This window comes from Kitasatospora sp. NPDC028961 (assembly GCF_055564815.1).
Genome location: NZ_JBVHVO010000001.1, coordinates 83,823 through 96,086, shown reverse-complemented (window position 1 = coordinate 96,086; position 12,264 = coordinate 83,823). Strand labels below are relative to the sequence as shown.

12 protein-coding genes and 2 tRNA genes are annotated in these 12,264 nt (G+C 72.3%); 12 read left to right on the top strand and 2 right to left on the bottom strand.

The window, feature by feature from the left end:
- Nucleotides 1–12: 12 nt before the first annotated feature.
- The 7 genes from gyrA (at nucleotide 13) to ACZ4UX_RS00410 (ending at nucleotide 6,370) form a co-directional block, all read left to right on the top strand.
- Nucleotides 13–2,619, top strand: coding sequence for a DNA gyrase subunit A (gyrA, locus tag ACZ4UX_RS00440; RefSeq protein ID WP_465704592.1), 2,607 nt, complete (start codon nucleotides 13–15; stop codon nucleotides 2,617–2,619).
- A gap of 150 nt (nucleotides 2,620–2,769) precedes the next feature.
- Nucleotides 2,770–3,516 (top strand): DUF3566 domain-containing protein, encoded by a 747-nt coding sequence (locus ACZ4UX_RS00435; protein WP_465704590.1) that lies wholly within the window; start codon nucleotides 2,770–2,772, stop codon nucleotides 3,514–3,516.
- Nucleotides 3,517–3,786: 270 nt separating this feature from the next.
- Nucleotides 3,787–5,172, top strand: coding sequence for a class I SAM-dependent methyltransferase (locus ACZ4UX_RS00430; protein ID WP_465704588.1), 1,386 nt, complete (start codon nucleotides 3,787–3,789; stop codon nucleotides 5,170–5,172).
- 16 nt (nucleotides 5,173–5,188) lie between these two features.
- A tRNA-Ile gene (locus ACZ4UX_RS00425) sits at nucleotides 5,189–5,265 on the top strand.
- 121 nt (nucleotides 5,266–5,386) lie between these two features.
- Nucleotides 5,387–5,701, top strand: coding sequence for a DUF6191 domain-containing protein (locus tag ACZ4UX_RS00420; protein WP_329488808.1), 315 nt, complete (start codon nucleotides 5,387–5,389; stop codon nucleotides 5,699–5,701).
- Between the two features lie 276 nt (nucleotides 5,702–5,977).
- A complete protein-coding gene (locus ACZ4UX_RS00415) occupies nucleotides 5,978–6,106 on the top strand; it encodes a DLW-39 family protein (RefSeq protein WP_014137031.1) in 129 nt (42 codons plus the stop codon).
- Nucleotides 6,107–6,297: 191 nt separating this feature from the next.
- A tRNA-Ala gene (locus tag ACZ4UX_RS00410) sits at nucleotides 6,298–6,370 on the top strand.
- Nucleotides 6,371–6,446: 76 nt separating this feature from the next.
- On the opposite strand, the gene ACZ4UX_RS00405 is transcribed toward ACZ4UX_RS00410, so the two are convergent.
- A complete protein-coding gene (locus tag ACZ4UX_RS00405; protein WP_465704586.1) occupies nucleotides 6,447–7,349 on the bottom strand; it encodes a DUF5324 family protein in 903 nt (300 codons plus the stop codon).
- 260 nt (nucleotides 7,350–7,609) lie between these two features.
- Here ACZ4UX_RS00405 and ACZ4UX_RS00400 point away from each other — a divergent pair, with 260 nt between their 5' ends.
- The gene (locus ACZ4UX_RS00400) at nucleotides 7,610–8,515 is read left to right on the top strand and encodes a rhomboid family intramembrane serine protease (protein WP_465704584.1); all 906 of its coding nucleotides are present in this window, start codon (nucleotides 7,610–7,612) and stop codon (nucleotides 8,513–8,515) included.
- A 312-nt stretch (nucleotides 8,516–8,827) separates the two neighbouring features.
- On the opposite strand, the gene crgA is transcribed toward ACZ4UX_RS00400, so the two are convergent.
- On the bottom strand, nucleotides 8,828–9,076 hold the full coding sequence (gene crgA / locus ACZ4UX_RS00395) for a cell division protein CrgA (protein ID WP_329488811.1): 249 nt from the start codon (nucleotides 9,074–9,076) through the stop codon (nucleotides 8,828–8,830).
- 172 nt (nucleotides 9,077–9,248) lie between these two features.
- Between crgA and ACZ4UX_RS00390 the strand changes: the two genes are divergently transcribed.
- From ACZ4UX_RS00390 to ACZ4UX_RS00375, 4 genes are all read left to right on the top strand, one after another.
- Nucleotides 9,249–10,010 (top strand): DUF881 domain-containing protein, encoded by a 762-nt coding sequence (locus ACZ4UX_RS00390; RefSeq protein WP_329488813.1) that lies wholly within the window; start codon nucleotides 9,249–9,251, stop codon nucleotides 10,008–10,010.
- Nucleotides 10,011–10,174: 164 nt separating this feature from the next.
- Complete coding sequence (locus ACZ4UX_RS00385; RefSeq protein WP_329488814.1) at nucleotides 10,175–10,351, top strand: hypothetical protein; 177 nt, start codon at nucleotides 10,175–10,177, stop codon at nucleotides 10,349–10,351.
- Between the two features lie 56 nt (nucleotides 10,352–10,407).
- Entirely contained in the window at nucleotides 10,408–11,070 is a 663-nt protein-coding gene (locus tag ACZ4UX_RS00380) for an aminodeoxychorismate/anthranilate synthase component II (RefSeq protein WP_329488815.1), read from the top strand.
- A gap of 5 nt (nucleotides 11,071–11,075) precedes the next feature.
- Complete coding sequence (locus ACZ4UX_RS00375) at nucleotides 11,076–12,242, top strand: class E sortase (protein WP_465704582.1); 1,167 nt, start codon at nucleotides 11,076–11,078, stop codon at nucleotides 12,240–12,242.
- Nucleotides 12,243–12,264 lie beyond the last annotated feature (22 nt).

Sequence of the window (12,264 nt, the reverse complement as noted above, 5' to 3'; positions counted from 1 at the left end):
AACTGACCACCAGTGGTCGACGACAACCGTCCCGACGGCGAGCAGCCGGACGCCAGCACCGCCACCGACACCTTCGTGTCCCGGGTCGAGCCGATCGAGCTCGAGACCGAGATGCAGCGCTCGTACCTCGACTACGCGATGAGCGTGATCGTCAGCCGTGCGCTGCCCGAGGTCCGCGACGGCCTCAAGCCGGTGCACCGGCGCGTGCTCTACGCCATGTACGACGGCGGGTACCGCCCCGAGAAGGGCTACTACAAGTGCGCCCGCGTCGTCGGCGACGTCATGGGCAACTACCACCCGCACGGTGACACCTCGATCTACGACACCGTGGTCCGCCTGGCCCAGCCGTGGTCGCTGCGGATGCCGCTGGTGGACGGCAACGGCAACTTCGGCTCGCCGGGCAACGACCCGGCCGCGGCCATGCGCTACACCGAGTGCAAGCTGATGCCGCTGGCCATGGAGATGATGCGCGACATCGACGAGGAGACCGTCGACTTCGCCGCCAACTACGACGGCCGCTCGCAGGAGCCCACCGTCCTGCCCGCGCGCATCCCCAACCTGCTGGTCAACGGTGCCACCGGCATCGCGGTCGGCATGGCCACCAACATCCCGCCGCACAACCTGCGCGAGGTCGCCTCCGGCGCGCTCTGGGCGCTGGAGCACCCGGAGGCCTCCAACGAGGAGCTGCTGGAGGCCCTGATCGAGCGGATCAAGGGCCCGGACTTCCCGACCGGCGCGCTGATCGTCGGCCGCCGCGGGATCGAGGAGGCGTACCGCACCGGGCGCGGCTCGATCACCATGCGCGCGGTGGTCGAGGTCGAGGAGATCCAGGGCCGCCAGTGCCTGGTGATCACCGAGCTGCCCTACCAGGTCAACCCCGACAACCTCGCGCTGAAGATCGCCGACCTGGTCAAGGACGGCAAGGTCGCCGGCATCGCCGACGTCCGCGACGAGTCCTCCTCGCGCACGGGCCAGCGCCTGGTCATCGTGCTCAAGCGGGACGCCGTCGCCAAGGTCGTGCTGAACAACCTCTACAAGCACACCGACCTGCAGACCAACTTCGGCGCCAACATGCTGGCGCTGGTCGACGGCGTGCCGCGCACGCTCTCGCTCGACGCCTTCATCCGGCACTGGGTCAACCACCAGGTCGACGTCATCGTCCGGCGCACCACCTTCCGGCTGCGCAAGGCCGAGGAGCGGGCGCACATCCTGCGCGCCCTGCTGCGCGCCCTGGACATGATCGACGAGGTCATCGCGCTGATCCGGGCCTCGGCCAGCGCCGACGCCGCCCGCAGCGGCCTGATGGAGCTGCTCGCCATCGACGAGCTCCAGGCCAACGCGATCCTGGAGATGCAGCTGCGCCGCCTGGCCGCCCTGGAGCGCCAGCGGATCATGGACGAGCACGACGAGCTGCAGCGCAAGATCGACGAGTACAACGCGATCCTGGCCTCCCCGAGTCGTCAGCGCGAGATCATCTCCGAGGAGCTGACCGCGATCGTCGAGAAGTACGGCGACGAGCGGCGCTCCACCCTGATCCCCTCCGACGGCGACCTCTCCATCGAGGACCTCATCGCCGAGGAGGACATCGTCGTCACGATCACCCGTGGCGGCTACGTCAAGCGGACCCGCTCCGACCTCTACCGCTCGCAGAAGCGCGGCGGCAAGGGCGTGCGCGGTGCGCAGCTCAAGCAGGACGACATCGTCGACCACTTCTTCGTGACGACGACCCACAACTGGATCCTGTTCTTCACCAACAAGGGCCGGGTCTACCGGGCCAAGGGCTACGAGCTGCCGGACGCCGGCCGGGACGCCCGCGGCCAGCACGTGGCCAACCTGCTGGCCTTCCAGCCGGAGGAGCACATCACCCAGGTGATGGCGGTGCGCACCTACGAGGACAAGCCGTACCTCGTGCTCGCCACCCGGGCCGGTCTGGTGAAGAAGTCCGCGCTCAAGGACTACGACTCGCCCCGCTCCGGCGGCCTGATCGCGATCAACCTGCGCCAGGACGAGGAGGGCCGGGACGACGAGCTGATCGGCGCCGAGCTGGTCTCCGCCGAGGACGACCTGCTGCTGGTCTCCCGCAAGGCCCAGTCGATCCGCTTCACCGCGACCGACGACGCGCTGCGGCCCACCGGCCGCGCCACCTCCGGCGTCAAGGGCATGTCCTTCCGCGAGGACGACGAGCTGCTGTCGATGAACGTGGTCCGGCCGGGGACGTACGTCTTCACCGCCACCGACGGTGGCTACGCCAAGCGCACCGGGGTGGACGAGTACCGTGTCCAGGGGCGCGGCGGTTTCGGCACTAAGGCGGCGAAGATCGTCGAGGGCCGCGGATCGCTGGTCGGCGCCCTGGTGGTGGACGACAGCGACGAGATCATGGCGATCACCCTCTCGGGCGGGGTGATCCGCACGAGGGTTTCCGAGGTTCGTGAAACCGGACGTGACACCATGGGCGTCCAACTGATCAACCTCGGAAAGCGCGACGCGGTGGTGGGCATGGCCCGCAACGCGGAGGCCGAGGGCGAGGAGCTGTTGGAGGACGAGGCGTCCGACGCCGAGTCCACCGAGGTGGCCGAGGGTACGGAGACGGTGGCGGGCGGCGAGGAAGCCCAGGCCTGACCCCTACCGCGCAGGCCGGTGCCGTTGCGTCCGAACACGGGCGCGGCGGTGCCGGCCGCCGACCAGTTCCGGGCAATCCCGCCGGGTGCTGGATGACGAGTGACGACGCAGGGCGGCGCCGCCGCCCTGGTGGGAAGTGCGGGAGGACCAGTGAGTGGAGCCACGGGTGCTGCGGGAGGAGCCACCGGCGGCCGTCCGGGCGCAGCACAGGGCGGCGGGGGCTACGGGGTGCCGCAGCCGCCGGCCGAGCACCCCGCCGCGTCCACCTCGCTGATGCCACCGGCCGGTGCGGCGGGTCAGGGCGGGGCGACGTACGGCGGGCAGCCGACCCCTCCGCCGCCGGGAGCGCCGGCGCCGGGCGGTAGCGGGTTCTCGCAGCCGACCACGTACGCCAAGGGGCAGCCGACGCCGCCCCGGGGCACCCGGGTGGGCGGCAACACCCCGCCCGGCGGGACGCCCGTCCCGGGCGGCGTCCCGCGCCGGCCCGGCGCGGCGCCGGCCGTCGGGGGCGCCGGCCTCGGCCGGACCCGCAAGGCCCGGCTGCGGATCACCAAGGCCGACCCGTGGTCGGTGATGAAGGTGAGCTTCCTGCTGTCGCTGGCGGTCGGGATCATCATCATCGTGGCGGCGGCCGTCCTGTGGATGACGCTGGACTCGCTCGGGGTCTTCGACTCGCTCGGCAAGACCCTCAAGGAGGTCACCGCCGGCGAGGCGCCCAACAGCGGCATCAACCTGATGGACTACGTCGGGTTCGGCAAGGTGATGACCTTCACCTCGCTGATCGCGGTGGTCGACGTCGTGCTGCTGACCGCGCTCTCCACGCTCTCGGCGTTCATCTACAACGCGGCCGCCGGCTTCACCGGTGGCATCGAGCTGACCCTGGCCGAGGAGGACTGACCCCGGCCGCGCCGGACCTGGTCTGACTCCCGGTCACATCGTCGTCCGCGGACGGAATGTGCGGGCCCCGACGGCTGTTGCAGCCTTCGGGGCCCGTCGGCGTTTCGGGTGACAGCCGGTCCCCGCGGCGTGCCGCCCGGTCGGGCGTCCGCCGCGGTGGGATTAGCTGGACGCGCTCGTGCCGAGTCACCGAGTGCCGCAGGCCCGCCCCCCGGTCCGACCGGCCGGGGTGGGTACGGCTGTGCAGGTACGGCTGGACGGAGGCGCGCGATGGCTCAGCTCGCAAGGCAACTGGTCGAGGCCCTGGAAGGGCTGCTGGGGGTCCCGGTACCGCTGCGGGTGCAGGTGTGGGACGGCAGTGTCGCCGGGCCGCCGGGGGCGCCCACGGTGGTGCTGCGCAACCGGCGGGCGCTGCGCCGGCTGCTCTGGCAGCCGGGTGAGCTGGGCCTGGCCCGGGCCTACGTGTCGGGGGACCTGGAGCTCGCCCCGGGCGCCGACCTCTACGAGGTGCTGACGGTCGTCGCGCACCTCGCCGAGCGCCCGGAGATCCGGCAGCTGGCGCTGGGCCCCGGCGACGTGGTCGGCCCCCGGGGCCGCCGGGTGCTGGGAGCGCTGCTCCGGGCGGGTGCGCTCGGCCCGCAGCCCGCCCCGCCGCCGGAGGAGGCCGGGTCCGTCCGGGGCCGGGTGCACAGCCGCAGCCGGGACCGCGCGGCGATCAGCCATCACTACGACGTCGGCAACGACTTCTACGGGCTCGTCCTGGGCTCCTCGATGGTGTACTCCTGCGCCTACTGGGAGCCCGCCGCCAAGAGCCTGGAGGCCGCCCAGGAGGCCAAGCTCGACCTGATCTGCCGCAAGCTCGGCCTGCGGCCGGGGATGCGCCTGCTGGACGTCGGCTGCGGCTGGGGCTCGCTGGTGCTGCACGCCGCGCGGCACTACGGCGTCACGGCGGTCGGCGTCTCCATCTCCGAGGAGCAGGTCGCGCTCGCCCGCCGGCGGGTCGAGGAGGCCGGCCTGGCCGACCGGATCGAGATCCGGCTGCAGGACTACCGGGAGATCCCGGACGGCCCGTTCGACGCCATCTCCAGCGTCGGCATGGCCGAGCACGTCGGCTCCGAGCAGTACCGGGTCTACGCCGACGGCCTGTACGGCCTGCTGGTGCCCGGTGGCCGGCTGCTCAACCACCAGATCGCCCGCCGCCCGGACCACCCGGGCGAGCCGCACCGCCCCAGCCCGTTCATCGACCGCTACGTCTTCCCGGACGGCGAGCTCTCCCCGGTCGGTTCCACCGTGGCCCGGCTGGAGGAGGCCGGCTTCGAGGTCCGCGACGTGGAGTCGCTGCGCGAGCACTACGGGCTGACGCTGCGCGAGTGGGTGGCCAACCTGGAGGCGCACTGGACGGAGGCGGTCCGCCTGGTCGGCCGCGGCCGGGCCCGGGTCTGGCGGCTGTACATGGCGGCCTCGGCGCTCGCCTTCGAGGAGAACCGGATCGGGATCAACCAGATCCTCGCCGTGCGCACCGGTCCCGAGGGGGCGGCCCACCTCCCGGCCACCCGTGAGGAGTGGCTGCTCCGCCGCCCCACCGCTTCCCACCAGCGGACTGCTGCCGGGGCCGGTGCCGATCAGGATTTGGGAGATCGGCCGTCGGTCCGCTAATCTTTCAGTGCGGCAAGGGCCTATAGCTCAGACGGTTAGAGCGCTTCCCTGATAAGGAAGAGGCCACAGGTTCAAGTCCTGTTAGGCCCACCACCGCGAAGGGCCCGGAGCGATCTTGCTCCGGGCCCTTCGGCGTTCTCGTGCCCGGACCGGGGAACCACGGGCCCGTCCCGGGGGTTGTCCGGGGGAGGTTGGGTGGAGGGATGGTGGCGGTATGGCGCTGTTCTGGGCGATGAGCATTCCCGGACTGGTCTGCGCGCTGGTCGTGCTGGCCTTCGTCGATCAACTGGCGCTGCGGGCGCGCCGGGCCCGCTGGATCCCCTGGCGGGGGACGGGCCGTGAGGGGCAGATCTCGTCGACCGGCTTCGAGCAGCTGCACGCCCAGTTCGCGGCGGGCAAGCAGCACGAGCTGGACGAGCGGCGCAGCACGCTGATGCTGCGCGACGAGGAGGGGGAGGGGGCTCCGCCGCGGACCAGGGTGGACCTCGCCTCCGGTACCGCCGTGGTGGTCACGCCGCCCCGCCGGTGACCGGTCCGGGTCGGTCCGGAGGGCGTCCCGGGGCCGCTCACCGGCAGGCCGACCGTACGACAGGAGGTATGGCGTCAATCCTCCGGCCGGACGGGTCGGTTGGCGGCAGCGGTGGCTGGTCACGATTGGGACACCGGTGTGTATCATCGGCCGCAAGGGCAGTCTGGCACCCGGCAGCCCGTTCGTGCTCGTAAGAACCCATGGACTCGTCGGCCCGGCCAATCCGGTCGGCGCACGGCTGTTGAGTCCGATACGCAAGAAGGACGAGGTCCCGCGGTGAAGAAGCTTCTCCTGGTCGCCCTGGTCGCCCTCGGCGGCTTCTTTGTCTACCGTCAGGTCCAGGCGGACCGCGCCGAGCAGGACCTGTGGACCGAGGCCACCGACCCGGTCCCGGCCGGTCGCTGAGGCCCCGGACGATCTGACGATCGACGATCTTCGGAGACGCCGTAGCGCGTCTCCCCGGTCGGTCGGTCCGGTCGGACGACCGGGCCGGCCGGCTCTTCTGGCACCGGCCGGGCACCAGTGCGGGGACAGGGCGTGGGATTCGCGCCGGGACCCGGTACGCTAGTGCCCGGCGGTACACGCGGTGCCGTCGAGGGGCTTTAGCTCAGTTGGTAGAGCGCTGCCTTTGCAAGGCAGATGTCAGGAGTTCGAGTCTCCTAAGCTCCACAGACGAACAGCCGATCGGCCGCTGACCTGAATCCGGGTCAGCGGCCGATCGGCGTTCTGCGGGGGTGCGGGCCGGTCAGTGCGGCTTGCGCGGGTCGTGCGGCTTGGGCCGGTCCTCGTCGTGGTCGGGCCCGTCGTGGTCGGGCCCGTCGGGGGTGGACGGGCCGGGTTCGGCGGCGCCGGACTCGGTCGGGACGTCCCGCGCGGCCGCGGTCTCGGCCGTGGAGCCGTTCACCGGGCTGGTGGTGGCCGCGTCCACGGTGCCGTCCGCGGTGCCGGCGCTCGTGGCGTGCGAGCCGCCGGGGCGCGGGGCGGCCGCGGCCTCGGCCGGGCCGGGCGCCGGGGTGGGGGCCCCGGTCGTGGGCTCGACGAGCCACTCCGGGTCGCCCTGGTGCCGCCACCACTGCCAGACCAGGATGCCGCTGCCGATGGCGACGGCGCCCGCCACGGCGAGGCCGGTGGCCCAGCCGTTGCGGTGCTCCTTCCTGGCGTTGCGGGCGGCGAGGTCGCTGATCTCGGCCGAGGTGACGTGGCCCTGCAGCGCGGTCAGCGCGGCGGCGCCGCGGGTCTGCGCCTCCAGCGCGACGGGGGTGACGGTGGCGCGGGCCTCCTCGACCGCGTGGGCGACCTTGGGGACCACGGTGGAGCGGGCCTGGTCGGCGGCGCGGATCGCGGAGAGCCGGGCCGCCAGGGCGGTCTCCTGGGCCCGGTGGAGGGCCTTGAGGGTGTTCTTCTGGGCTTCCGGGGGAAGGCTGGCGAAGGCATGCTCGAACTGCGGGGCGATGTGCTTGGCGTACTGGACACGGGCGCTGTGCGCTGCCTGGGAGGCCTTCGGCCCGACGGCGTCCACAGCGGGCCCCAGCCGCTGCTTCGCGCCGTCCGCGAGGTGCACCGCGGTTTCCTTGGCGGTGGCGGCGTAGGGCGCGAGAGTTTCCCGGGTCTTGCCGGCCGTCTCACGTGCTGAGTCCAAACGGGTCACGAGTCTCTCCTCCTGGTGGCGTCCTATATGCACTTATCCACCTAAATGCTGATCATGCATGTTGATTTGTCTGGGAGCACTCCGGAGTGGGCCGTACGCGGGGTGCGGCGGGTCGCCCGGCCCGGCGTCCGGGGACCGGATCCGGCCGGTGGAGATCGCTCGGCGCCGACCCGCCGCAGTACGCTGACGATCCCGGTGCCACCCGTCCGGCGGGTGCCGGCGGGACCGCGCCGCCGACGTACGAGAAGGGGTTACCGCTGATGCTCCCGGACGAGTCCAGGCCGCCGACGGACGAGGACCCGCGGCCGGGCGGCGGGTCCGGGGCGTCCCGCTGCTACCGGCACCCGGACCAGGAGACCGGTATCGGCTGCTCCCGGTGCGGTCGGCCGATCTGCCCGCGGTGCATGGTGAACGCCTCGGTGGGCTTCCACTGTCCGGAGTGCGTCAGCGGGGACAACCGGCAGGTGCGGCAGGCGACCACGCGGTTCGGCGGCAAGCCGGCCGCCGACGGCGCGCTGGTCACCAAGGTCCTGCTCGGACTCAACCTCGCGGTCTTCCTGCTGGCCGCCTACGTGCTGGAGCCGTGGCTGGCCGAGGACCTCTCGCTGTTCAGCGTCGGCCCGCAGATCACCGGCTTCCCGTACGGCGTGGCGGCCGGGCCGGACCAGTGGTACCGGCTGCTGACCGCGACCTTCCTGCACGTCGCGCCGTGGCACATCGCCACCAACATGGTGATGCTCTGGGTGATCGGCCCCTCGCTGGAGGCGGCGCTCGGCCGGATCCGCTTCCTGGCCGTCTACCTGCTGTCCGGCCTGGCCGGCAGCGCGTTCGCCTTCCTGCTGGCCGGCGGCTTCATGAACTCGCTGGGGGCGTCCGGCGCCATCTTCGGCCTGCTCGGCGCGACCGTGGTGATGTACAAGCAGACCAGGACGCCGCTGGGACCGGTGATCGCGCTGCTGGTCTTCAACCTGATCGTCACCTTCTCGGTGTCCGGCATCGACTGGCGGGCGCACATCGGCGGGCTGGTCGCCGGCACGCTGACCGCGATCGGGCTGATGTACGCCCCGCGGGAGCGCCGGACGGTCGTCCAGGCACTGACGGTGGCGGGGGTGGCCGGGCTGGTGCTGCTGATGGTCCTCGTCGGGACGGCCCGCTACGGCGGGTGACCGTCCCGGACGTTTGTCCACAGCGCGTGGGGGGTTGTGCACAGCCGGTGCGCCAGCCGGACTGTGGACTGTTGTTCTACGCGTGTCCCGCTGTGCGTATTCGGCATTCGGGGGAGCGTGCGCACGGGTGTGGACAGCGCGCCGGACGCGAGTTATCCACAGGCTGGGGAGACTTTTCCCCAGTGTGGATAACCATGTGGATAAGCGTGATAAGCGGGGTAACCGCCGTCCGGTGTCCGGACACACCGAGGCGCCGCCCCGCACGGCGCTGCCGGGGCGGCGGAGCGGACGCTCAGGACCTGGGCCCCGGCGTCACTTCCACTGGGTGGAGACGCCGAATCCCGCCGCGATGAAGCCGAAGCCCACCAGGATGTTCCAGTTGGCCCAGCTCTCGACCGGCCAGGTGCCACTGGTCACGTAATAGGTGACGATCCAGACCAGACCGACCAGGAACAGTGCCAGCATCAGAGGGGCCACCCAGCTTCGGCCCGAGCTGATCTTCACCGTTGCCACCGTCGGCGGGGTGTAATCGGACTTCTTGCGGAGTCGAGACTTCGGCACGAGGAGCTCTCCTGTCGATGCGCTGTGAGACCGCGCAGGGGTTCAGCGGGTGGGGCGGCTGGTGGGTGGCGGCTGTGGAGAACGTTAGGGGAACCGGTCCCGCACATGCCACCGGCGTCCGTTAGCGTAGTGGCTCGGCGGGTCTGAAGGAGATAAGGGTACGGTGCCTAATTTGTCGATTCCTCCTCGGCCTGCCCGCTCTCGCGCCGCCGGCATCCGAATTGTCGGCCGTGCCCTGACCTGCGCCGTCTTCGCGCTCGCCGGCCTGCTCTTCTACATCAGCGCGCAGACCGCCCGCGGGACCGATCTGCGGACCGACAACTCGCTGCTGAGCCTCGGCGACGTGATACGCCAGCGCAGCTCGCAGAACCAGCAGTCCCAGGAGCAGCTCGCCGACCTCCAGGCGCGTTCCCAGGCGCTCACCGGCCAGCAGGGGCGCAGCCCCGCGGACGCCGCCCGGCTGACCGCCCTCCAGCAGGCCGCCGCCCTGGAACCGCTGCAGGGGCCCGGACTGACCGTCACCCTCAACGACGCGCCGCCGAACGCCACCGCGCGCATCCCCGGGGTGCCCGAGCCCGGCGTCAACGACCTCGTCATCCACCAGCAGGACATCCAGGCGGTGGTCAACGCGCTCTGGCGGGGCGGCGCCGAGGGCGTCCAGGTGATGGACCAGCGGCTGATCGCCACCAGTGCGGTCCGCTGCGTGGGCAACACCCTGCTGCTCCAGGGCCGGGTCTACTCCCCGCCCTACGTGGTCAAGGCGGTGGGGCGCACGGACGCGCTGCGGTCCGCGGTGGACGCCGACCCGACGATCCGCAACTACCTGCAGTACGTGCAGGCGTACGGGCTGGGCTGGAAGGTGCAGGAGAGCGGCGAGCTCAGCGTGCCCGGCTACTCCGGCACGGTCGACCTGGGTTCGGCCGGGGGACAGTGACGGCCGGCCGGTGACCACCGGCCCGGGCGCCGCTCCGGGCCGCCGCCGCGACCCGCCGGCGGGCCGCCGGAGCACAACGGGCGGGCGCTGCCGGGGAAGGGCGCCTCACGCGCCCGGATCACGGGTCTACTCTTGACCCCAGTCTGTTGCGTCGAGGGAGCACCATGTACGGCTGGATCTGGCGACACCTTCCGGGGCACCCCCTGGTCCGGGCCCTCATCTCGCTGCTCCTCGTCCTGGGGGTGGTCTACCTCCTGTTCACCTACGTCTTCCCGTGGGCGGAACCGCTGCTCCCCTTCGGCGACGTCACAGTGGACGGCGACGGCGGCGCCGCCGGCTGAGCCCGGCGGCCCTGCTCCTCCTCCCAGTCCCCGCAGCCCACGGAGATAGCGCGCGAATGACCCCCCAGCTGACCTCGCCCCGCATCCTGGTCGTCGACAACTACGACAGCTTCGTCTTCAACCTGGTCCAGTACCTCTACCAGCTCGGCGCCACCTGCGAGGTGGTGCGCAACGACGAGGTGACGGTCGAGCACGCGGTGCGCCGCGCGGGCGCGGAGGGCTTCGACGGGGTGCTGCTCTCCCCCGGCCCCGGTGCGCCCGAGGAGGCCGGGGTCTGCATCGAGATGGTCCACCACTGCGCGCGGACCGGGCTGCCGGTCTTCGGCGTCTGCCTGGGCCTGCAGTCGATCGCGGTCGCGTACGGCGCGGTGGTCGGCCGGGCGCCCGAGCTGCTGCACGGCAAGACCTCGCTGGTGGAGCACGAGGACGGCGGCGTCTTCGAGGGCCTGCCCTCGCCGCTCACCGCGACCCGGTACCACTCGCTGGCGGTCGAGCCGGCCACCGTGCCGGACGAGCTGGTGGTGACCGCCCGGACCGAGAGCGGCGTGATCATGGGGCTGCGCCACCGCGAGCTGCTGGTCGAGGGCGTCCAGTTCCACCCGGAGTCGGTCCTCACCGAGGGCGGGCACCGGATGCTCGCCAACTGGCTGGCCGAGTGCGGCGATCCGCAGGCCGTCGGCCGTTCGGCCGGGCTCGCCCCGGTGATCGGCCGGGGCTGAGCGGCATGACCGCGGTGCGTCCGGAGGGGCGATACCAGGCGGGCGCGGATCCGCACGGGGCCGGGGCGCCCGGCCCGGGCGGCCGGCACCGGCAGCCTGCCCCGCAGTACGGCGGCCGGGGCCAGCACCCGCCGGAGAGCCAGTACCAGCAGTACGACCCCTACGGTGCGCAGCCGCTCGGACCGGGCGACCCGGAGCACGGTGGTGCCGAGGACGGCTGGAGCGTCTACGAGCAGGCCGGACAGGCCACTCCGGGGGCCCCGGCCCATCCGGGGCAGCCCGAGTACCCCTGGCTGGCCGACCAGACCCTCCAGCTGCGGCTCCCGGCCCTCGCCGAGGACGGCACGCCCCCGCCGCTCGGCGGCCGGGCCGAACGCCGTCGTGCCGCGCAGGGCCGGATCTCGGTGCGCTCGGGCGGCGGGCGCCGCCGGGCGGCCGACGGCGCGGCCACGGGCCGGGCGCGGCCCAAGGAGTCGCCGGCCGTCGTGGTCGCCCGCCTCGTCGGCGAGCTGTGCATCACGCTCGGCCTGGTGATGCTGCTCTTCGTCTCCTACCAGCTCTGGTGGACCAACGTGCAGGCCGACGCGGCCGCCGACGGTGCCCGCAACCAGCTGGAGCAGCAGTTCGACGCGGCCCAGCCGGCACCCGGTGCGGCCGGGCAGCCCGCGCCGGACCCGGCGAAGCCGGAGACCTTCGAGCCCGGCAAGGGCTTCGCGATCATCCACCTGCCGAAGCTGGGTCTCAAGTTCCCGATCGCCGAGGGCACGTCCAAGTCGGCGGTGCTCGACAAGGGCCTGGTCGGGCACTACGCCGGGACGGGCATGCCGGCCGACAAGGCGGGCAACTTCGCGCTGGCCGCGCACCGCAACACCCACGGCGAGCCGTTCCGGCACATCAACCAGCTCGGCAAGGGCGACAAGATCGTGGTGGAGACCGCCACCGCGTACTACACGTACGAGATCACCGGCGGCATCCCGGAGACCCCGCCGTCCAACGTGAGCGTGATCAAGCCGGTGCCCAACGGCTCCGGGTACACCCAGGCGGGCCGCTACATCACCCTGACCACCTGCACGCCGGAGTTCAGTTCCAAGGCCCGTCTGATCCTCTTTGGCAAGATGATCGAGGAGCGGCCGCGGAGCCAGGGCAAGCCGCCCGGCCTCACGGTCGGCTAGGGCCTGCCGGACTAACCCCGGC